The sequence below is a fragment of the Nocardioides sp. NPDC058538 genome (genome assembly GCF_042719275.1).
In the GTDB taxonomy this organism is placed as follows: Bacteria; Actinomycetota; Actinomycetes; order Propionibacteriales; family Nocardioidaceae; genus Nocardioides.
The window spans coordinates 80,390-101,661 of the sequence record NZ_JBHXNY010000005.1 but is presented as its reverse complement, the minus strand read 5'-3'; the positions used below and the strand labels follow the sequence as shown (position 1 = coordinate 101,661).

The following is a 21,272-nucleotide window of genomic DNA, read 5'->3' as shown; positions in this document are numbered from 1 at the left end:
GAACGGACGAGCAAGCTCGCCGTTCGACCTCGCTCAGTCGTCACGCTCGATCTTTTCGCGTTGCGACCTCGCTCCTTCGTCGCGAGGTCACAGGCTCAAACTGCGCGCTTCTTCAGCTTGCGGCGCTCTCGCTCGGAGAGTCCACCCCAGATTCCGAAGCGCTCGTCGTTGCCCAGAGCAGACTCAAGGCAGTCCTGGCGCACCTCGCAGGTCTGGCAGACCTTCTTGGCCTCCCGAGTCGATCCACCCTTTTCAGGGAAGAACGCCTCCGGATCCGTCTGCGCGCACAGGGCGCGCTCCTGCCAGCCCCCTTCGTCGGTGTCCGGCTCGAGGAGAAACAGCTCTCTCATCGTCTTTCCGACCTTTCGACCCTATTCAGCTTGTTTTCGGGACCGTGACCCCATCTCGGGCCAGTCACCTCACGCCATCGGCAGGTAACCGATCCCCCCGTTTTTTCGGGAACTGCCTCTTGTTACGACCTGGGCCGTCACTTTGATGCAGTTCCCTGCCGAAATCTTCCCGAGATTTTCAAGCGCTGTCGCCACCGCTATCGGTCCCCGTTTCAATTTCGAATCACACTGATGAAATTACATGCCTGTCGGTGCCACAAGTCAACCCTCAAATCTGCTAGGGCTGCTTTAACACAGGCTTTCTTCACCGGCTGGAGCAGGGTTGCTGGCCCCCGTCTGAGAGGCTAGGGCCATGCGTGACATCACCGTTCTCTCCGGCGGCCATGGTGGTTCGAAGTTCATCTCCGGGCTCCTCCACGGCATCTCTGCCGGCCGTGTCCCGGGCATTGAGGAAGATGCCCGGGTCACCGTGATCGCCAATACCGCCGACGATCTGTGGATGCACGGCGTCAAGGTCTGTCCCGACCTCGACACGGTGATGTACACCCTCGGCAACGGATTCGACCATGAGCGCGGCTGGGGCCGCAAGGCCGAGACGTGGTCGATCAAGGAGGAACTCGAGTCCTACGAGGTCCCCGGCACCTGGTTCGGGCTCGGCGACCGCGATATCGCCACCCATCTCGTACGCACCCAGATGCTCGAGGCCGGCTTTCCGTTGTCGCAGGTCACTACGGCGTTGTGCGAACGCTGGCTGAAGCCTGTATGGGGCGACCGCGTGCAGCTGCTGCCGATGACCGACGACCGCGTCGAGACCCATGTGGCGATCAAGGACGAGAATTCACCCAGTGGACTCTCGGTCGTTCACTTCCAGGAATACTGGGTACGCCTCCGGGCCGGCGTTCCCGTCGAAAAGCTGATCTTCGTGGGGCAGGACGAGTCGAAACCGGGCCCCGGCGTCATGGACGCGCTGCTGAAGTCCGACCTGGTGATCGTGCCCCCGTCCAACCCGGTCGTCTCGATCGGAACCATCCTCGGCGTACCCGGAATCCGGGAGGGACTGGTCGCCACCTCGGCCCCCGTGGTGGGGATCTCGCCGATCATCAGCGGTCATCACGTACGCGGCATGGCCGAGCAGATGCTCGCCGCCATCGGCGTCGACGCGACCGCGGCCGGAGTCGGTCTGCATTATGGGACGCGGGGCTCGGGCGGGGTCCTCGACGGCTGGCTGGTCGACACCGCCGACGCCGCCGCGGTCCCCTCGCTCACCGAGTCGGGACTGAACGCGGCCGCCGTACCGCTGTGGATGTCCTCCGAGGATGCGACCGCCGACATCGCCGCCGCCGCGGTCGAGCTGGTCACCCGATGACGGGGCACACGGCTGGGCCGATGAGTGGGCAGGGCATCACCGTCACCGCCCCCGACGGCGTACCCGAGGTGCGTAAGGGCGACGACCTCGCCGCCCTGCTCCTCACTGCACTCGACTCCGGCCTGGCGTCCCCGCTGGTCGACGGCGACATCGTCGTGGTCACCTCGAAGGTCGTCTCCAAGGCCGAGGGTCAGGTGCGGGAGGGCAACCGGGACGACGCGCTCCCCGGCGAGACGACGCGGGTGGTGGCCCGACGCGGGCCGACCCAGATCGTGCGCAGCCGCCTCGGGCTGACGATGGCTGCGGCCGGGATCGACGCCTCCAACGTCGAGGCCGGTTACATCGTGCTGCTCCCCCTGGACCCCGACGCCTCCGCGCGTGCCCTGCGCGCCACGTTCCGCGACCGCACCGGCGCGAACGTCGGGGTGATCATCACCGACACCGCCGGACGCGCCTGGCGCGACGGGCAGACCGACATCGCCATCGGCGCCGCCGGCCTCGAGGTGCTGGAGAGCTTCGCCGGCCAGGTCGACGCCTACGGCAACGATCTCGTCGTCACCGCCCCCGCCGTCGTCGACGAGATCGCCTCGGCGGCCGAGATCTCCCAGGGCAAGCTGGGCGCGCGACCGTTCGCGGTCCTGCGCGGCCGGGCGGACCTCGTCCGCGAGCCGGGTGACGACGGGCCGGGAGCGAGTGCGCTCATCCGCCCCGAGGGGTCGGACTTCTTCGGCTTCGGGGCCAGGGAGGCAGTCGTACGCGCCCTGAAGGGTGCCGCCGAGGACCAGGCGCCGTTCGGTGCACCGGCGAGCGTCGAGGAGCTCTCCGCGGCAGTCAGCGAGGTGACCGGGACCGCTCCGGTCCCGCACCAGGACGGGCTCCGAGTGGTCGGCGCGGACCCCGCGGTGATCGCCGCGCTGGCGTTCGCCCACGGTTGGCGATGCGAGCGCGAGGAGAATAATCACGGGGCAACTTCCCTTCTGCTACCACTGACCACCTAGAATCTGCGCGTCCCGACAAAAGACCCGAGGTACGCCGAACCGTGGCCAACAAGTCGCTCAACAAAGACCGCCGTGCGGTCATCAACGACATCCGCAAGAAGCAGGGCCGCGCCGAGCGCGTCCGAGGCTGGGCGATCATCGGTGTCTGCATCGCCTTCGCCGTCGTGATCGTCGGCGCTGCCGCATGGACGCCGATCAGCGGCTTCATCAAGGACAGCGAGTACAAGGACGTCGCTCTGCCGGACATCGGGAAGAGCGCCAAGGCGGCCGGCTGCCAGAAGGTCACCGAGATGGCGGCCGACGGGAACCAGAACCACATCGCCACCGGCACCGAGCAGACCTACACGACTGCTCCCCCGGCCTTCGGTCCGCACTGGAACGAGGCCAACGTCGCGCCGGCCGACATGTCGCGCAAGTTCTACACCCCCGAGGACCGTCCCGACCTCGAGGCTCTGGTGCACAACCTCGAGCACGGCTACACGATCGTGTGGTACGACGACACCGTCTCCAAGGACGAGCTGGACGAGCTGCGCGCGATCGGTGACAAGTTCGCCGGCACCTCCAACTTCCGCTACAAGTTCATCGCGGCTCCGTGGACCGCTGCCGACGCCAAGGAGACCGCGGTCGCCGGCGACAAGAAGACCGAGTTCCCCTCGGGCACCCACATCGCGATGACGCACTGGTCCGCCGACCCGGCCAACCCGACCGAGGCGTCCACCCAGAAGGGCGTCTTCCAGTACTGCGAGGGCGTCTCCGGCGAGGCCATCAAGGACTTCATGACTCAGTACCCCTACACCTCCAGCCCCGAGGCCCAGGCGATGTGATCTAGTCCCCTCCAGGACGTACGAACGGCCGTCTCCCCTCGGGGAGGCGGCCGTTTCGCGTTCCCCGCCGGTCGAGCCGCCGGAGCCGCTAGGCGGAGGCGTGTCGAGACCAGCGTGTCAGGTGAGGTCGGTGCGGTCGGAGTCCTTGAGGGCGGCGACGATCTTCTTGACCTGCTGGGCGTGGGTGCGGGTGGTGACCAGGACGGCATCGTCGGTGTCGACGACGACGATGTCCTCGAGGCCGATGAGGGCGACCATGCGGCCGGAGTGGGGCACGACCAGACCGGTGGAGTCGAGGGCGTGGACGAGCGAGGCGTCACCGAGGATCGTCGGGCCCTCGGGCGAGGCGGTGGCGGCGGCCTGGAGCAGCGTCGCCAGCGAGTCGAAGTCGCCGATGTCGTCCCAGCCGAGGTCCGCGGGCACCGTGGCGACCTTGCCGGCGGCGGCAGCGGGCTCGGCGACCGCGTGGTCGACCGCGATCTTCGGCAGCGTCTCCCACAGCTCCTCGAGCCGTGACGGCTCGGCGGCGATGGCTCGCAGCCGGTCGGTGAAGCCGGGGTCCGACTCCGCGAGCAGGTCGAGGAGGACGGTGGGACGGACGACGAACATCCCGGCGTTCCAGCGGTAGCGGCCGGTTGCGAGATAGCCGGCCGCGACCTCTGCCGACGGCTTCTCGACGAATTCGTCGACCAGGTACGCCCCGTGGTGGCCGTCCAGCGGCTTGCCCTCGGCGATGTAGCCGAACGCGGTCGAGGCGAAGGTCGGCGAGATCCCGATCGTCACCAGCCAGCCGTCCGCGGCGATCGCCGCGGCGCTGCGTACGGTCTCGTGGAAGTTGTCGACGTTGCGGATCACGTGGTCGGCCGCGAAGGAGCCCATCACGGCCTCCGGGTCGCGCCGCTCCAGGAAGGCCGCGGCCAGGCCGATCGCCGCCATCGAGTCGCGCCCGCTCGGCTCGGCCAGGATGGCGTCGTGCGGCACCTCGGGCAGCTGCTCGCACACGGCCCGCTCGTGGACTGCGCCGGTCACCACCATGATGCCGTCGGAGACGGGCTCGAGGCGGTCGTAGGTCTCCTGCAGGAGGGTACGTCCGTGGCCGGTGAGGTCGCGCAGGAACTTCGGCTCCGAGGACCGCGAGAGCGGCCACAGCCGTGTGCCGGCACCACCAGCGGGGATCACTGCCCAGAACGTCATGCCGCCACCTCCGTAGGGCAAGTCGAAGAGTGCGGAAGTGGCGGCATGATGGACCCACTGGTCGCTCGCTGGCGCTCGCTCATGCCGCACACCTTAGAGTTTCGACGTGAGCAGCTTCCCCGAGACCCTCGCCCGAGCCTTGCGGACCAACCCCGGCGGTCCGTTCGTGACCTTCTACGACGAGGGGAGCGGCGAGCGCCAGGAGCTCTCCACCACGACGTATGCCAACTGGGTGGCCAAGGCCTCCGGCCTCCTCCTCGACGAGCACGGGCTCGAGCGCGGGGACAGCATCCGGATCGACCTGCCCACCCACTGGCTGGCCACCGTGTTCCTGGGCGCCGCCTGGAACACCGGGCTCGTGGTGACCGACTCCGACGGTTCCGATTCCTCTGGCCCTGACGCCGTCGTCTGCGGCCCCGAGACGCTGCCCGCCTGGGCGGATGACGCCGCGAAGCGGCCGACGCTGGCGTGCTCGCTGCTGCCCTTCGGCGTACGTTTCGCCGACCCGCTCCCCCAGGGCGTGCACGACGTCGGCATCGAGGTCTGGGGGCAGCCGGATGCCTTCACCCCCTGGGACCCGCCCGCCGCGGACGACGCGGCCGCCTCATGGGCCGGCGTCGAGACCAGCCACGCGGACCTGTTCGGAGGCGATGGGAAGGCCGTACGGCTGCTCTCCACCGTCCCCTCGGCCTCACCGGCCGGCGCCGAGCTCCTCGCCTCGCTGCTCGCCGGCGGCGGCTCGCTGGTGCTGGTCACCAACGCTGCCGAGGATCGGCTGGCGGCCCTGGCCGAGTCCGAGCGCGCTCAGCCGAACTGGTCGTAGCCCCGCACGACCCCCATCTGGGACTTCCGGTCCCAGCCGCCGCTCTGGTTGTGCTCGTAGGCGAACCACATGCCGTCGGACTTGCGACGCAGCAGCAGGTCTCCGCCGGTGGCGGCGCCGCGCAGATCCTTGGTCGCGAGGATGAAGTCGAAGACGCTGGTGTCGATCCCGGGGTCGGAGTAGGTGGTCAGGCCACCGGGGCCGTTGGTGCGGAAGATCAGCAGCTTGCTCGAGACCCTGAAGACGACCTCGGGCGAGCCGTCGTCGGCGTAGAAGCGGCCGGCGCCGATGACCTGGGTCGAGCCGCTCACTGCGCTGCGCATCCGGTAGGACGCGCCCAGGGCGCTGGTGCCGCGCCCGGGCCAGACCCGGATCTCGCCGGTGGAGTGCTTGCCCACGAGGTCGGGCCAGCCGTCGCCGGTGATGTCGCTGACCACGTCGATGACCGAGACGGACTGGAAGCCGCGCCCGATGATGACGCCGGAGGCGAACGTCTCGGTGCCGTTGCCGCGGTTGACCCGGATCGTGCCGTCGGTGTGGCGGATCAGGATGTCGCCGTCGCCGTCGCGGTCCCAGTCACCGGCGTTCATCAAGGTGGCCGAGGTGCCGCCGATCAGGTTCGTCGCCCGCGGCGTACCGAAGCGGGCGTTGCCGTCGGTGCGGATCACGACGATCCGCTTGTCGGCAGCGCGCCGGGCGATCAGGTCCGGGTAGCCGCGGCCGCTGATCTGCGACTGCAGCTCGCGCGCGGCCCAGCTCGCCTGCTTCGAGCCCGCCTGCGAGCGGATCGTGCTCAGCTTGGCGTAGAGGTAGCGGCCCGGGCACGCGGTCGAGCCGGCGTCGCGATGCCCCATGATCGCGTGCGAGAAGGTGCGGTCGCCGATCCGGGTGGAACCCTTGTTGCCGCGGACACCGTGCAGCGACAGCTTCCACGCGAACAGCGTCCCGAAGGCGTTCACCAGCGCCGTCGGAGGTGCGACGTTGTCGAAGTTGCCGATCGCGGAGGCGCCGAAGCCGTAGCTGTTGTAACCCGAGGTGTGAGCACCCACGACGGGGCGGTCGACGCCGCCGTAGCGGCCCTCCCAGATCCGGCCGAACTTGTCGACCAGGAAGTTGTAGCCGATGTCGCGCCAGCCCCGGCTCCGCACGTGGTAGGCGTAGATGCTCCGGATGATCCCCGGCACCTGCGCCTTCGTGTAGGAGTTCGTGTTGACGGTGTGATGCACGAACCCACCGCGGACCTCGTGGTAGTCGGGCGGGCCGGCCTCGCGCACGCTCTCGTCGGCACCCCACTGGCGACGGCTGTAGATGCTGGGCTTGGAGGTGTACGCAGCCGCAGACAGCGTCGCCGCCTCCCCCTCCTCGGCGCTCCGGGTGCCCTCGACCGCCTCGGCCGGCTCCGGCGCATCATCGGCCCCGGTCTCGATCTCGGGCGACTCGCTGCGGCTCTCGTCCGCCTCGCCGGGCGTGATCACCGCCAGCCTGAGGTCGGCGGGCACCCGGGCACCGGTCAGCCGCAGCCGGGTCTGCACCTGGTCGACCTCGCCGACGATCGCCTCCATGGTGCCGGGCCTCGACCCGTCGGCCTCTGCCGAGCCCGGGTCAGGAGCATGGTCGTCGACGTGGACGTCCAACGCCTGCCAGTCGCTCCACGTCCCGTCCTCCAGCGTGCGTACGTCGGCCCCGACCGCCTCCTCCGGGACGACCGCGCCGGGCGCCCAGGTGAGTCCGACGGTCCCGAAGCCGTCCACCGGCTGCGGGAGGCTGGTGACGGTCACCGCGTCGCCCGCAGAAGTGGCCTTCTTGGCCTCAGCGGTGATCCGTCCGGCCACGCCGTGCCCGGACGGCGCGGTCAGCGAGATCTCCTCGACGTGGGCGTCGACCGGATCGGAAGGCACCTGCGCCGCTGACGGCACCGCCACCTGGCTCCCGGAGACGGGAACCTCGCCGGGTCGGACCACCTTCAGGTCGACGACGGTGCTCGCCGGGACCAGCGCGGCCAGGACGAACCCGAGCACGAGCAGCTGCTGGGTCGAGGCGACGTAGCGCGACCGAGCGCGCTCGACGTCGCTCGACTGCTCTTCTCCGGCCTGCGAATGCACGTATGGATCCCCCCCTGGTTTCCGTAACACCAGGGAACATCTTTCACACCAGCCACAGACGTGGGAAGAGCCCGCGGGGAACTACAGATCTGTAATTCTCCGCGGGCTCTCGCCCTGAGCTCCGCTCAGACTTCCGCTCCGAGCGCACTGTCGGCAGCGTCGAGCCTCCTCTGCGCCACCGAGCCCTTGGAGTCGTCCTCACCGTAGTGGAGGTACTCGATGCCCTCGTCGACGTCGCCGTCGAAGACCAGGCGGCCCTTCTCCAGGCAGATGACGCGGTCGCACATCCGCTTGACCGAACCGGCGGCGTGGCTGACGTAGACCACGGTGCGGCCGCTGTCGCGGATCTCCTCCATCTTCTCCATGCACTTCTTCTTGAAGGGCTTGTCACCGACGGCGAGGACCTCGTCGGCGAGGAAGATGTCGGAGTCGATGTGGACGGCGACCGAGAACCCCAGGCGCGAGTACTGCCCCGAGGAGTAGTTGCCCACCGGGGAGTTGAGGTGATCGCCGAGCTCGGCGAAGTTCACCACGTCGTCGTAGATCTCGGCGGTCTCCTCGGCGGAGAGCCCGTAGATCGCCGCGTTGAGGAAGATGTTCTCCCGCCCGGACAGCTGCGGGTGGAAGCCCGCACCCGTCGCGATCAGGCCGGCGATCTGTCCACGCGTCTTCACGACACCCTGGTCGGGGCGCATCACGCCGCTGATCAGCTTCAGCAGGGTCGACTTGCCCGAGCCGTTGAGGCCCATCAGGCCCACCGACTCGCCCTGCTTGATCGTGAAGGTGACGTCGTCCAGCGCCTTGAAGGTGTTGGAGACCGCCCGTCCCTTCATCTTGGCGACGGTGATGTCCTTGATGCTGCGGTGGTAGCGGAGCGTGAAGTTCTTGGTGACTCCGTCCACCACGATCGAGTCGGCGGTCATGTCAGACGCTCCGGAATCTTGTTCTCGTACTTGCTGAAGACCACCTGGGCGATCACCAGCAGGACCAGCGAGACACCGAACGCACCCAGACCCCACATCCACAGATTCTCGGGCAGGTGCTTGGCGGCGGTCTCCTCGGGATTCGGGGTCACCCCGACCCAGAAAGCCTGCTGGAAGAGCAGCACGGCGTCCGCGATCGGGTTGAGCAGGTAGATCCAGGCCTTGTCCCCGAGGGCGCCCTCGATCATCGAGAACGGGTACATCATCGGGACGCCGAAACGGATGTAGTTGGTCAGGATGTTGACCGCGCTGCCGAAGTCCCGGAAGAAGACGTTGGCCAGGCTGAAGACCAGGGCAAGAGCGGTGCCCAGCGCCATCACGATGCCGAGCGCGAGCAGGAAGGAGGGAACCGTCTCCCAGGTCGGCGTCCATCCGCTGAACAGACAGACGACGATGAGGATCAGAGTCGCCGGCACGAGGTGGTAGAGCGAGACCAGCATGGAGGCGACCGGGAACATCTCCTTCGGCATCGCCATCTTCTTCAGCAGTCCCTTGTTGCCGAGCAGGGACCGCGTCCCTGCCCCGAAGGTCTCGGTGAAGAAGTGGACGATGACGAGCCCGGCGAACAGGTGGACCGGGTAGTTGTCCATCCCCTTGTCCGCGCCCATGATCTTGCCCATGAAGATCCAGTAGACGAGGAACTGCGTCAACGGGTTGATGTAGGACCAGAAGACGCCGAGGATCGAGTTGGAGTAGCGACCGCTGATCTCACGCTGCACGAGCAGCTTGAGGAGGTAGCGGCGCTTGAAGACCGAGAGCAGACCGAGGTTCTCCGCCGGGGGTGCCAGCGGCGCGTCGACGATCCGTACGGGGCGTTCATCAACTCCGGTTGCCATCGGACCCCTTCTCCTCAGCGACCAGCCACGGCTCGAACGTCTTCTCCCACGCCTCGGGCGAGGTGAAGTCGCCCAGCTTGGAGCGGTACTCCTCGGCCAGCTTGGGCCACTGGCGCTTGAGCCGGCGGTGCACCTTGACGGTGTCCCTCAGCATCTGGTTGAAGAGCTTCTTGTCGCGGCGGTAGAAGGCAGCACCCTGCTGGTCGTTCATCGACACGATGGCGCTGTCGTACTTGGTGATCCGGTACCACTGGTTGTCCATCGCGGCGAGCTCGGCCTCGGGGAACTCCGTGGAGAGCTTGCGCGGCTTCATGATCTGCCGGATCGGCGCCTTGAGCGCGGCCAGCTTGACCTCGCGGTTGGTCGGGACCTCGGTGTCCTCCTTGCCCTTGCGCGGCGGCTTGTGGCGGCGCACGGGCGGGAACTCCTCACGGTCGGCCTTGAGCTGCGCGTCCGGGTAGTCCTTGACCATCTCGCGTACGGCGGGAAGCTGGGTCGCGAGGGTCTCGTGGAGCTTCTCGGGGCCGGCGAGCACATCGAGCAGCGCCTGGTGGCGCAGCATGACCGTCGAGTACTGCATCGAGACCAGGTGCTTGATCTGGTGAGAGAACGACTCGGTGACCATGCGGCCGCCGTCGTCGTAGATCGAGTGCAGCAGCGCGGCGACGAAGCGGTTGCGCTGGTGGAAGTAGGACTGCCAGTCGAGGGCGTCGTTCTTGTCGGTCCACGGGACGTGCCACACGGCCGCACCGGGGAACGACACGGTCGGGAAGCCGGCTGCCTTGGCGCGCAGGCCGTACTCGGAGTCGTCCCACTTGATGAAGACCGGCAGCGAGAGCCCGATCTCCTCGATCACCTTGCGCGGGATCAGGCACATGAACCAGCCGTTGAAGTCCACGTCGACGCGCTTGTGCAGCCAGCGGGTCGAGCGCAGGTTGCGGGCACCGAAGTCCCAGTCGCCGTAGACGCCGGGAGCCGACTGCCACCAGAAGCGCCACGGCTGGACGATCTCGCCGTAGGAGTGCAGGCGCGACTTGGCGTAGAGCGAGAACATGTGGCCACCGACGATGGTCGGCCGCTTGGCGAGGTCACCGAAGGTGATCGCGCGGATGATGCCCTCAGGCTCGCAGACGACGTCGTCGTCCATCATCAGGGCGTACGTCGCGGTGCCCTTGCGCACCGACTCGAGCTGACCACGCGCATAGCCGCCGGAGCCGCCCAGGTTGCCCTGCTCGATGATGTGCAGGAGGTCGCCCAGGGCCTTCTCGGCCGCGGGGAACTCGACGTCGTCGGCGACCTTCTTGGTGCCCTGCTCCATCACGAAGACGGTGTCGAGGTAGGGGCGCAGCTGCTCGTCCTCACCCATCTGCGCGAGCAGCTTGGCGCAGAAGTCGGGCTTGTTCATGGTGGTGACGCAGATGTCGACGGTGCCGTGCTCGGCACGGTCGTCGGGAACCTCCGCGGTCCACTCGGCCGAGGTGATGACGGCGTCCTCGTCGGAGGCGACGACGTCGTACCAGTACCAGCCGCCGTCGACGAACGGCTTCAGCGGCAGGTCGAAGGTGAAGGTCCCCTCGGGGTTGGTGCCGGTGTCAGCCGCGTCGACGCGCTGCGAGCGGCCGTTGGCCATCGACTTGTAGACGATGACGCTCGCGCCGCGGCCCTGGAGCGCGACGGTCAGCTTCACGCTGTCGACCACGGTGTGCCGGCGCCAGTAGCTGGCCGGGAACGCGTTGAAGTAGGTGCCGAGCGAGAGCCGCTCGCTCTTCAGGATCCGCAGTGCCGTACGCGACTCGATCTGATCGGGGTGGATCTGGGTGCCGTCGTTGATCGACTGGCGGATCTGGGCGTTGTTCAGCGCCTGGGCCGTCTTGTCGGAGCCGACCTCGTACTTGTCGGCATCGAGGATGGCAGCCTGGTTGTCGACGTAGAGCGGGAGTACGTCGGAGTCACGGTCCAGGGGCAGGATCTGCCGCTGGAGCAGTCGGGTCACGCTCATTCGTCAACGCCTCCGGAGGTGAGCGGGGTGCCGTCCTCGAAGTGGGGACGGAGCTTGTTCTCGAACATGGTGAGCGCGGACGCGATCGCCATGTGCATGTCCAGGTACTTGTACGTGCCGAGGCGGCCGCCGAAGAGCACCATCGGCTCCTTCTTGGCCAGGTCGCGGTAGACCAGGATCTTCTCGCGGTTGTCGGCGGTGTTGATCGGGTAGTACGGCTCGTCGCCCTCCTGGGCGAAGCGGCTGTACTCCTTCACCACGATCGTCTTGCCGGGCTTGTAGCGGTCGGCACGCTCGGGGTGGAGGTGCTTGAACTCCAGCTCACGGGTGAACGGGACCTCGGGGTCGTTGGCGTTCACCACGCCGGTGCCCTGGTAGTCGTCCACCTCGAGGGTCTCGGACTCGAGGTCCACGGTGCGCCAGGAGAGCTTGCCCGCGGAGAAGTCGAAGTATTCGTCGACCGGGCCGGTGTAGACGATCGGGACCTTGCCCTTGAAGTCGTCGACCACGGTGAAGAAGTCGGTGTCGAGCTTGACCTCGATGTTGGGGTGGTCGGCCATCCGCTGCAGCCACGCGGTGTAGCCGTCGACCGGGAGCCCCTCGTACTTGTCGTTGAAGTAGCGGTTGTCGAAGGTGTAGCGGACCGGGAGGCGCGTGATGATGTCGGGCGACAGCTCCGTCGGGTCCTTCTCCCACTGCTTGGCCGTGTAGCCCTTGATGAAGGCTTCGTAGAGCGGGCGGCCGATCAGCGAGATCGCCTTCTCCTCGAGGTTCTTGGCGTCCTCGGTGTTGAACTCGGAGGCCTGCTCCGCGATCAGCGCGCGCGCCTCGTCGGGGGTGTGCGACTTCCCGAAGAAGGAGTTGATCAGCGCGAGGTTCATCGGCAGGGAGTAGACCTGCCCCTTGTACTTCCCGAACACCTTGTGCTTGTAGTCGGTGAACTCGGTGAACTTGCGCACGTAGTTCCACACCTTCTCGTTGGAGGTGTGGAAGAGGTGGGTGCCGTACTTGTGCACCTCGATGCCGGTCTCCTCGTCGAACTCGGAGTAGGCGTTTCCACCGATGTGCGGACGGCGCTCGATGATGAGCACCTTCTTGTCCAGCTCGGTGGCGGCGCGCTCGGCGATGGTCAGGCCGAAGAGGCCGGAGCCGACGATGACGAGGTCAGGAGTGGTTTCAGGGAAGGACACGATCGCTCAGTCTAGGTCTCTGTGGGTAAGGGGTCGGTCAGGAGGAGGTGAGGGTCAAGGTTTGGGCAGGGTTCGCATACCCCGCGCGGCGCGCAGGGCCTTGATCACGTTGACGGCTTCGTGCTTGCCGCCTCGCAGCGGGCTGAGGAGAACCACGGCCGCGGTGATGAGCCAGGGCTTGAGACGTACGAGGACGTTCTCGCCGTAGCGGAAGTGGACGACGAAGAGGTTGCGGTACATGTAGAAGCCCTTCCAGCCGGCCAGGTCGTGCTGCTGGCTGAAGTCGAGCTGTCGAACGAGCACCGCGTCGCGTACGGCCCAGATGGTGCGGCCGGCGCGGCGGGCGCGGATCGCGAGATCCACGTCGTCGTAGAAGATGAAGTAGGACGGATCGGGAAGCCCGATCTCCTCCAGGACGGTGCGGCGGATCATGAAGCCCTCGAAAGCGACGTTCTCCACCGCGACCCGCTCCGGAAGCGCATCGCGGGTCGGGTAGGCGTCCATGACCGAGGCGGTCTTGGGCTTGATCGCGAGCGGGTTGCGCAGGTCGAACTTCAGCGCGGCCAGCTCGATCAGCTTGCCGTTCTTGTCCTCACGCACGGAGAAGAGGCAGTCCTCGTCCTGGGCGAGCAGCATCTCGAGGCAGTCGTGGGCCGGGACGACGTCGTCGTCGATCAGGTAGAGACGGTCCCAGCCCTGCTCGACCGCGGCCTTGGTGCCGAGGTGGAAGCCGCCGGCGCCACCGAGGTTCTCCGGGCTGTCGATGACCTGGAGGTTGGGCGTGATCGCCTCGGCCAGGACCTGCGCGGTGTGGTCGGTGGAGGCGTTGTTGACGACGATCACCGCATCAGCGGGCTCGTCGAGCTTGGTGAGCCCGTCGAGCAGCCCGCGCAGCATGTCGGCGCGGTTGTAGGTGACGACGACGATCGCGACCGTCTCACGGGTGGTGCTCAACGAAGGAACCTCTCGTGTCCACTGAAGTCCCCCCGGATAGCGGCCCACCACGCCTGCACCGACAGCCAGATCCGGCTCGGCTGCGGCTTGGTGAGCAGGTAGAACCATAGAGTCTTCGCGACGAAAGCCAAAGCGAAGGGCCACCCTCGGTAGTCGCGCAGATTCAGCAGGTTGTTGCGCGCCATGCAGTAGTGCTTCAGGTCGCTCGGCGTGTGGTTGTACGTCGCCCTCCCCCACGCCATCGGCGTGCCGAGATCTCCGACGGAGGGATGGCGCACCTGAGCGCCGACAACGGTCGCGATCCGCGCCCCGGCCTTCTCGGCCCGGAGACGGTATTCGTGGTCGTCGCCCCAGATGAAGTATTCCGCTCGGGGGTAGCCGATCCGCTCCACCAGGTCGCGGGTGACCAGGACCCCGTTGAACGGGATCACGATGTCCTTGATCAGGCCGTCGGTGGCGGCCGCCTCGACGTCGGCGAGCTGGTGCACGACCTTGGAGCGGCCCGGAAGCCGGATCGGGAACACCAGGCGGCCGGGGTCGCCCTCGTCGACGACGAGCGGCCCCCAGAAGTCGAGGTCGGTCTGCTTGAGCAGCAGCCCGAGGCAGTCGGTGTCGGGCAGGCCGTCGTCGTCCATCAGCCAGACCAGGTCGGCACCGCGCTCGATCGCCAGCTCCAGGCCGTCGTGGAAGCCACCGGCGCCGCCGCTGTTGCGCTGCAGGGTGCGGGCGATCACCGGCACCTGGCGCTGACCCGGCTCCTCGGCACCGTCGAGCTCGGCGAGCCACTGCGACGTACCGTCGGTGGAAGCGTTGTCGATGACGATCACCTCGTCGAGGCCGTCGACCACGTCGAGCCGCTCCAGCAGTCGCTGCAGCAGCTCGAGACGGTTGAAGGTCACCACCACCGCGGTGACACGATTGCTCCCTGGCACGGATCCAGACTAGCCGCGACCGCGGGGTATCCCGGGAATCAGCGAGTCGCTGTGACGCCCCGTTAACGCGTTGTTCAACAGGCTCGGGCCGCTCCCCGCTGGTCGAGCCGCCGGAGCCGCAAGGCGGAGGCGTGTCGAGACCAACACGGTCGGATCGGCACTCGACAGGACTGTGTTGGTCTCGACACGCTCGGCCGCGGGCGGCCTCGCGGCTCGACCGACGGCGGGCCTCAGCACGCGGAGGCGAGGTCGTCGGTCTCGTTGGCCTGGTAACCCTTGTTGCGCGAGCCCAGGGAGCCGCCAGTGACGGGACCGCCCTTGTCATCGCCGGAGGCTTTGGGCTTGTCCGTGGAGGCGGGCGCCTTCGTCTCGCCGTCGTCACCGGGCGACTCGCTCTGCTGATTGAAGGCCTCCTCCTTCTTCGGGGTGGCCTTCTTCACCGCCTTGCGCACCTCGGCGTGGATGTCGGACATGTCCGGGTCGGCGGTGTTGACCAGCGGCGGCACCAGCGAGAGCGTCGAGATCTTCTGCGACTTCGCCTTCAGCGCCAGCGCCGAGAACCGCTCGATCTCGCTCGGCGGCACGCTCGTGGTGATCGTGGAGCCGGTCGCCTTCGCGACGTCCTGGTAGTGGCGTACGACGTCAGCGGGGCTGGTCTGCTGCAGGATCGCGTTCAGGACGCACTTCTGGCGGGCCATCCGGGAGTAGTCGTCGGAGTCGTGGCGGGCCCGGGCGTACCAGAGGGTCTCCCAGCCATCGAGCTTCTTCGTGCCGGGCTGGATGTGGGTGTAGAACTTGTCGGACGGGAGGCCGACCGGGATCGGCTGGCGGACCTTCAGGGTGACTCCCCCGATGGCGTCCACGATCTCCTCGAAGCCGTTGAGGTCGACGATCGCGTAGTAGCTGATCTGCAGGTCGGTGATGCCCTCGACGGCGTCCACGGTGGCGGCCATCCCGGGATCATTCTCGCCCTTGTAGAGCTCCTTGTGCTCACCGGCCCAGGTGCTCACGCCGTTGAGGTAGCAGCCGTCGCAGTCGAAGCCGCGCGGGAACTCCTCGTCCATCGGCGAGCCGTCGTCGAAGGTGAAGTTCTGCATGTTGCGGGGCAGGCCGATGAGCACCGTACGTCCGGTCACGGCGTCGATGGAGGCGACCGTGAGCGAGTCGGGACGCAGGCCCCAGCGGGTCTTGCCGCCGTCGGAGTCCGCGCCGGCGAGCAGGACGTTGAAGCGGCCGTTGTGGGCCTCGGCGGCCTCGGCACCGGCGAAGATCGCCTCGACCATGCCCTTGTGGACGCCGACCAGGTGGGCGCCGAAGATCAGGGTCGCGGCCACGGAGAAGGCCAGCGCGCCGTTGATCGCGACCACGATGCGGCGCTGCTTGAGGTCGAGCTCGAGCGGGCGGCCCAGGCGCCAGGCGTCGATGAAGAGGGCGGCCCAGGCGATGGCGCCGGCGATGAGCCCGATGCGGAAAAGGCCCAGCAGCCACGGCGTCGTACCGAGCCGGAAGATCAGGCCGTGCCACAGCAGGGAGATCCCGAAGACCAGCCCGGCGGTGACCGCGAGACCGATGACGGTCCAGATCGCGATCCGGCCGACGCGGCGGTTGCCGGCGACGAGCTGGGCGGACCCTGGCAGGAGCAGCGTGATCAGCAGCAGCGCCATGGCGCGACGGAACCGCACGCGGGAGGCGCGCTCGGCGGCCGTACGCTGGGGCCGGTAGTTCTGCTCAGCCATCTGGGGTCCCTCGAGTGATGAGTTTGCACCGCCAGTATCACCAGTCACACGAGTAACACGGTGGTGCGACGCGCCGACTAACTTTAGCGGCCTGGCACGGTACGTTTGAGCGCATGCCAAACCCCCGCAACCCTGGCAGCCCCAACGATCCCCGGTCGCAGCAGTACGGCTGGGCGTACGGCAACGGCCAGCAAGCTCAGCCTTCGGGGCCCGAGCCCACCAACGTCATGCCCACCGTCCGGCGCCCTCCCGGCGGCTCGCCGCCCCAGGCGCCGCCGCGTGGCGGCTATGACCGGCCGCTGCCCCAGCCGGGGCAGATCGCGCCGACACCTGGCCAACAGGGCGGTTATGGCAATCAGGGATACAACCAGGGCTACAACCAGGACTGGAGCCAGCCGAGCGAGTACGGCGGCAACGGTGGCAACGGCGGCTATGGGGGTCCGGGCGACGGCTACGGCGGCGGTCGCGGGGGCCGCCAGCCCAAGCCCAAGAAGCGCCACCCGTTCCGCAAGTTCGTCGCCATCGTGATGATCCCGATCCTGATCCTGGTCGGCGCGGTCGCCTGGATCGGCATCAGCGCCTGGAACAAGGTCGACAAGGTCCCCTACGAGCCGACCGCCGGCGAGCGGCCCGCGGACCAGCCCGGCACGACGTACCTCATCGTCGCCAGCGACTCCCGCGAGGGCCTGACGGCCGAGGAGAAGAAGAAGCTCTCCACCGGTGACGCTGCGGGCAGCCGCACCGACACCATCAAGCTGCTGCACACCGGTGCCGGCAAGACGATCGTGGTGACCCTCCCCCGCGACTCCATCGTGCCGATCCCGGGTCACGGCACCACCAAGATCAACGCGGCCTTCGCCTATGGCGGCCCCGAGCTGCTGGTGCAGACGATCGAGCAGAACACCGGCGTACGCATCGACGGCTATGTCGAGATCGGCATGGGCGGTCTGGCCCGGCTCGTCGACGGCGTGGGCGGCATCGAGATCTGTCCGAAGAAGGACATGAAGGACCCCAAGGCCGGCCTGGACGTCGAGAAGGGTTGCCAGGAGGCCGATGGCGTCACCGCGCTCGCCTACTCGCGGTCCCGCTATGCCGCCGAGGACGGCGACCTGGGTCGTGGCGCCAACCAGACCGAGGTCATCTCCGCGATCGGCAAGAAGGCCACCAGCCTGGGCACCCTGCTGAACCCGGCCAAGCTCGCCGAGATGGGCGAGGGCGCCGAAGGACTCAAGGTCGGCGAGGGCATGAGCGTCATCGGCGGCGCGAAGTTCCTGTGGGCGTTCAAGGCGCTCGCGGGTGGCTCCGCGATGACCTGTGGTGTCCCGATCAAGGACTTCGCGGTCAACTGGCGCAAGGAGGACGCGCTGACGATGTTCGGCCACATCAAGGCGGACACCGTCGACCAGATCCCGGCGGACATCTGCACAGCGACTGGTCTGCCCGAGTAGCTCGTTCCACCCCGAGCCGTCCCTACTGACTTTCGTCGGTAGGGACGGCTGCTTTTCGTCCACTGTGCCCGAAGGCGCGGATCCCTAGTTTCGACGCATGATCACTTTGGACCACCTGACCAAGAGATACGGCGCGACCACCGCGGTCGACGATCTCACCCTGCAGATACAGCCCGGCCGGGTCACCGGCTTCCTCGGCCCCAACGGCGCCGGGAAGTCCACCACCATGCGGATGATCCTCGGCCTGGACCGGCCGACGTCGGGCACGGCGACGATCGATGGCCGTCCGTACGCCTCGCTGCGGCGCCCGCTGCGCGAGGTCGGTGCGCTGCTGGACGCCAAGGCGGTGCACCCCGGTCGCCGGGTGCGTACGCATCTGGTGGCGATGGCGCGGAGCAACTCGATCCCGGTGGCCCGGGTGGACGAGGTGCTCGAGCGGGTCGGCCTGGCCGGGGTCGCCCGGCGGCGGGCCGCGAGCCTCTCGCTCGGGATGAGCCAGCGGCTCGGGATCGCGGGCGTGCTGCTCGGCGACCCGCGGGTGATGCTCTTCGACGAGCCGGTCAACGGGCTCGATCCCGACGGGGTGATGTGGATCCGGAAGCTGCTCAGGTCGCTCGCCGCGGAGGGGCGTACGGTCCTCGTCTCCAGCCATCTGATGAGCGAGATGCAGCAGACCGCCGACCATCTGGTCGTGCTGGGCCGCGGGCGGCTGCTCGCGGACTCCTCGCTGGAGTCGTTCGTCGCCGGGCACAGGTCGCTCGAAGAGGCGTACTTCCGGCTGACCGCCGGGAGCGTCGAGTACACGGGAAGCGAGGTGGCCTGATGCTGAGCCCGTTCCTGGCCACGATCTCGTCCGAATGGACCAAGCTCTGGTCGGTCCGCTCGACCTGGTGGTGCCTGATCGGCGCGGCCGCACTGATGGCGCTCTACTCGGTGCCGCTGGGCTTCGACGCCGCCGAGCCCAACCCGAACCTGTCCCACGCCGACCAGCTGCTCCACGTGGAGGAGGTCGCCACCGCCGGGCTGCTGTTCACCCAGTTCGCGCTGATCGCGCTGGCCCTGCTGACGGTGACCTCGGAGTATGCCTCCGGCAGCATGCGTACGACCCTGCAGTGCGAGCCCCGGCGCGGCCGGGTGCTGATCGCGAAGCTGGTCGTCGTGGAGGTCGTCGCACTGGTCGCCGGAGCGCTCCTCGCCGTCCTGGGTGCCGGTCTCGGCTACCTGACGGCGGGCGACTACGGGGTCTTCGACGTCTCCGCGGTAGCCACGGTGGCCGGCAAGATCAGCGTCTACATGGGCGTGGTCGTCGCGCTGGCCATCGGGCTCGCCGTCGGTCTGCGCAGCACCGCCGGGGCGCTGGTCGTGGCGTTCCTGGTGCTGTTCCTGCTGCCGATGGTGCTGATGATGAGCGGGATGGACCTGATGACCGACGTTTCCTACTACCTGCCGGGAACGGCGGGCACGGAGTATCTCGGCATCGGGATCGCGACCCTCTTCGGGCTCTCCGACGGACTCCCCTACGGCCGCAACGGCGGGCTCGGGCTCTTCGCCGCCTGGTCCGTGGCCACCCTTCTGGCTGGCTACCTGGTGTTCCGCCGGCGCGACGCCTGAGGGCCTGCGCCGCCTAGCGGTCCTCGCTCACGAGCCCTGCCTCGTGGGCGAGGACCGCTGCCTGCACCCGGTTGCGTACGCCGAGACGACCGAACGCGCTGCTCAGATAGGCCTTCACGGTCCCCTCCACGAGGTGGAGCCGCCGACCGATCTCGGCGTTGGAGAGCCCGGCGCCGACCAGCGCCATCACGTCACGCTCACGGTCGGTGAGAGCGGCCACCTTGGCCCGCGCGTCCGCGGCCCGCGACATCCGGTCACCGGCCCCGGCGCCGAGCTCGGCGATGACGCGCTGGGCGACCCGTGGGGAGAGGAAGGCGGCGCCGTCGGCGACCGCGTGCACGCCCGCGAGCAGCTCGCGGGGGTCGCCGGACTTCAGCAGGAACCCGCTCGCCCCGTCGCCGAGGGCCCGGGCGATGTAGGCGTCCTCGGAGAAGGTGGTCAGCATGACGCGCGCGGTCTCCGGAGCGGTCCGGGCGATCTCCGCCCCCGCCGCCAGACCGTCCATCCGCGGCATCCTGACATCGAGCAGCGCGACGTCGGGCCGGTGGCGCTGGGCCGCCTCGACCGCCTCGCGCCCGTCGGCGGCCTCGGCGACCACCTCGATCCGCTCGTCGGTCTCCAGGATCGCGCGTACGCCGGCCCGCACCATCGCCTCGTCGTCGGCCAGCAGCACACGGATCACAGGGCCACCTCTCGCCGGTCGCCGGGTCGGTCACTGCGGGCGGGCAGGTCGGCGACCACCTCGAAGCCTCCGCCCGCGGTGGGACCGTGGCGCAGCGTGCCTCCGGCGGCGCGCGCCGCCTCCTCCAGCCCGGCCAGGCCGAGGCCGGTGGTGGCCCCGACGCGCGGAGGGAGGGTCGCGCGGCTGTTCGTCACCGAGAGGCGTACGCCGTCGGCCCCGGCCTCCACCGAGACCGTCACCGGCGCCCCGGGAGCGTGCCGGGCCGCGTTGGTCAGCGCCTCCTGCACGATGCGATGGGCGGCGACGTCCCGCACCCCTTCGCCATCGTCGAGCGATCCGGCCAGGCGTACGTCCATCCCCGACTCACGCGCACGCTCGACCAGGCCGTCGATCCCGGCCGCGGCCGGGGTCAGCGGCGCCTCCTCTGCGGCGGGGCGGAGGACGCCGACGATCTCGCCGAGCCGCTCGGTGGCCCCGGCGGCGGCCGCGCGGATGGCGCCGGCCGCCTTCTGGTTGGAGTCGGTGAGCCCCGGAGCCACCTCGAGCGCACCGGCGCGCAGCGCGATCAGGCTGAGCTCGTGGCCCAGCGAGTCGTGCATCTCCTGGGCGATCCGGGCGCGCTCGGCGAGCTGGGCCTGCTCGATCTCGGTCGAATGGTTGTGGGCGACCTGGCGCAGGTAGCGGCCGCTGAGCCACGGCAGCGCCATGAAGATGATCATGTTGCCGGCCATCGCGACCCGCACTCCGCCGCCGTTGACGACGGCGTCCAGGACGGTCAGGGCCACCACCGCCACACCCGCCACGACCGCCGACGGCCACACCCGGTCGGCCCGTCTGCCGACGAGGAAGCTCACCACGGCCGCGAAGCCGATATAGCTGATCAGGACCCACCCGTCGTTGGCCACCACCGTGCCGCCGACCAGCGCGCACACGAGCGCTACCGCGACGGCAGGCTGCCTCTGCCGGACCCACATCGCGAGCGTGACACCGAGGACTCCCACCAGCGCGGACCAGCCCGACCACTGCGGGTGGCCCGCGTCGCTCATGTAGAGGTGCTCGGCGGCGACCGCCACGACCAGGAGGCCCGACAGGATCGGCAGGACGAGAACTGACCGAGCCGACAGGCCGGGTCGTCGCAGCAGACTCACGCCCACCACGGTAGTTGCGGCATCGCTCCGGACGTACCGACTTTCGACAGTACTCAGACCCGCCCATCCGCGGTCGACCGGATACACGACGGGGGT

Annotated in this window: 18 protein-coding genes and 1 pseudogene; 7 read left to right on the top strand and 12 right to left on the bottom strand. The window is 68.5% G+C overall.

Translation table 11 applies throughout. From position 1 onward, the window contains the following. Positions 1 to 95 precede the first annotated feature (95 nt). Entirely contained in the window at positions 96 to 350 is a 255-nt protein-coding gene (locus ACFWQC_RS06500; protein ID WP_008361238.1) for a WhiB family transcriptional regulator, read from the bottom strand. Positions 351 to 702: 352 nt separating this feature from the next. Here ACFWQC_RS06500 and cofD point away from each other — a divergent pair, with 352 nt between their 5' ends. The 3 genes from cofD to ACFWQC_RS06485 are packed head-to-tail and all read left to right on the top strand — an operon-like array spanning position 703 to position 3,538. Further along, on the top strand, positions 703 to 1,716 hold the full coding sequence (gene cofD, locus ACFWQC_RS06495; RefSeq protein ID WP_378674754.1) for a 2-phospho-L-lactate transferase: 1,014 nt from the start codon (positions 703 to 705) through the stop codon (positions 1,714 to 1,716). Positions 1,717 to 1,736: 20 nt separating this feature from the next. Next, positions 1,737 to 2,714, top strand: coding sequence for a coenzyme F420-0:L-glutamate ligase (locus ACFWQC_RS06490; RefSeq protein ID WP_378674752.1), 978 nt, complete (start codon positions 1,737 to 1,739; stop codon positions 2,712 to 2,714). A gap of 41 nt (positions 2,715 to 2,755) precedes the next feature. Continuing rightward, the gene (locus ACFWQC_RS06485) at positions 2,756 to 3,538 is read left to right on the top strand and encodes a DUF3105 domain-containing protein (protein ID WP_378674750.1); all 783 of its coding nucleotides are present in this window, start codon (positions 2,756 to 2,758) and stop codon (positions 3,536 to 3,538) included. Between the two features lie 117 nt (positions 3,539 to 3,655). On the opposite strand, the gene ACFWQC_RS06480 is transcribed toward ACFWQC_RS06485, so the two are convergent. Further along, positions 3,656 to 4,732 carry a mannose-1-phosphate guanylyltransferase gene (locus ACFWQC_RS06480; protein WP_378674748.1) on the bottom strand — a complete coding sequence of 359 codons (1,077 nt, stop codon included), beginning with the start codon at positions 4,730 to 4,732 and terminating at the stop codon, positions 3,656 to 3,658. A 106-nt stretch (positions 4,733 to 4,838) separates the two neighbouring features. Between ACFWQC_RS06480 and ACFWQC_RS06475 the strand changes: the two genes are divergently transcribed. After that, positions 4,839 to 5,555: a TIGR03089 family protein gene (locus ACFWQC_RS06475; RefSeq protein WP_378674745.1), complete on the top strand. Its 717-nt coding sequence runs from the start codon at positions 4,839 to 4,841 to the stop codon at positions 5,553 to 5,555. Here ACFWQC_RS06475 and ACFWQC_RS06470 read toward each other — a convergent pair. The 8 genes from ACFWQC_RS06470 to ACFWQC_RS06435 all read right to left on the bottom strand — a co-directional run bounded on the left by ACFWQC_RS06470 (position 5,537) and on the right by ACFWQC_RS06435 (position 16,287). Further along, complete coding sequence (locus tag ACFWQC_RS06470) at positions 5,537 to 7,657, bottom strand: N-acetylmuramoyl-L-alanine amidase (RefSeq protein ID WP_378674742.1); 2,121 nt, start codon at positions 7,655 to 7,657, stop codon at positions 5,537 to 5,539. The genes ACFWQC_RS06475 and ACFWQC_RS06470 overlap by 19 nt on opposite strands. 125 nt (positions 7,658 to 7,782) lie before the next feature. After that, on the bottom strand, positions 7,783 to 8,580 hold the full coding sequence (locus ACFWQC_RS06465; RefSeq protein WP_355017874.1) for an ABC transporter ATP-binding protein: 798 nt from the start codon (positions 8,578 to 8,580) through the stop codon (positions 7,783 to 7,785). Continuing rightward, positions 8,577 to 9,476, bottom strand: a complete 900-nt coding sequence (locus ACFWQC_RS06460; RefSeq protein WP_378674740.1) for an ABC transporter permease — start codon at positions 9,474 to 9,476, stop codon at positions 8,577 to 8,579. The genes ACFWQC_RS06465 and ACFWQC_RS06460 overlap by 4 nt, the downstream gene beginning before the upstream one ends. Then, a complete protein-coding gene (locus ACFWQC_RS06455; protein ID WP_378674737.1) occupies positions 9,460 to 11,475 on the bottom strand; it encodes a glycosyltransferase in 2,016 nt (671 codons plus the stop codon). Before ACFWQC_RS06455 ends, ACFWQC_RS06460 begins: the two co-directional genes overlap by 17 nt. Continuing rightward, positions 11,472 to 12,665 (bottom strand): UDP-galactopyranose mutase, encoded by a 1,194-nt coding sequence (gene glf, locus ACFWQC_RS06450; RefSeq protein WP_378674734.1) that lies wholly within the window; start codon positions 12,663 to 12,665, stop codon positions 11,472 to 11,474. The genes ACFWQC_RS06455 and glf overlap by 4 nt, the downstream gene beginning before the upstream one ends. 54 nt (positions 12,666 to 12,719) lie before the next feature. Next, entirely contained in the window at positions 12,720 to 13,619 is a 900-nt protein-coding gene (locus ACFWQC_RS06445) for a glycosyltransferase (RefSeq protein WP_378674731.1), read from the bottom strand. Beyond that, the gene (locus tag ACFWQC_RS06440; protein WP_378674728.1) at positions 13,616 to 14,551 is read right to left on the bottom strand and encodes a glycosyltransferase; all 936 of its coding nucleotides are present in this window, start codon (positions 14,549 to 14,551) and stop codon (positions 13,616 to 13,618) included. The genes ACFWQC_RS06445 and ACFWQC_RS06440 overlap by 4 nt, the downstream gene beginning before the upstream one ends. Before the next feature lie 230 nt (positions 14,552 to 14,781). After that, complete coding sequence (locus tag ACFWQC_RS06435) at positions 14,782 to 16,287, bottom strand: LCP family protein (protein WP_378674725.1); 1,506 nt, start codon at positions 16,285 to 16,287, stop codon at positions 14,782 to 14,784. 113 nt (positions 16,288 to 16,400) lie between these two features. On the opposite strand from ACFWQC_RS06435, the gene ACFWQC_RS06430 reads away from it, so the two are divergent. From ACFWQC_RS06430 to ACFWQC_RS06420, 3 genes and pseudogenes are all read left to right on the top strand, one after another. Next, positions 16,401 to 17,735, top strand: coding sequence for an LCP family protein (locus tag ACFWQC_RS06430; RefSeq protein ID WP_378674722.1), 1,335 nt, complete (start codon positions 16,401 to 16,403; stop codon positions 17,733 to 17,735). A gap of 97 nt (positions 17,736 to 17,832) precedes the next feature. Next, positions 17,833 to 18,483: pseudogene (locus ACFWQC_RS06425) on the top strand (ABC transporter ATP-binding protein); the annotation flags it as partial. Positions 18,484 to 18,557: 74 nt separating this feature from the next. Further along, the gene (locus tag ACFWQC_RS06420; RefSeq protein ID WP_378674719.1) at positions 18,558 to 19,346 is read left to right on the top strand and encodes an ABC transporter permease subunit; all 789 of its coding nucleotides are present in this window, start codon (positions 18,558 to 18,560) and stop codon (positions 19,344 to 19,346) included. 13 nt (positions 19,347 to 19,359) lie between these two features. On the opposite strand, the gene ACFWQC_RS06415 is transcribed toward ACFWQC_RS06420, so the two are convergent. Both ACFWQC_RS06415 and ACFWQC_RS06410 read right to left on the bottom strand, forming a co-directional pair. Next, on the bottom strand, positions 19,360 to 20,028 hold the full coding sequence (locus ACFWQC_RS06415; protein ID WP_350659343.1) for a response regulator transcription factor: 669 nt from the start codon (positions 20,026 to 20,028) through the stop codon (positions 19,360 to 19,362). Then, on the bottom strand, positions 20,025 to 21,176 hold the full coding sequence (locus ACFWQC_RS06410) for a sensor histidine kinase (RefSeq protein ID WP_378674715.1): 1,152 nt from the start codon (positions 21,174 to 21,176) through the stop codon (positions 20,025 to 20,027). Before ACFWQC_RS06410 ends, ACFWQC_RS06415 begins: the two co-directional genes overlap by 4 nt. Positions 21,177 to 21,272 lie beyond the last annotated feature (96 nt).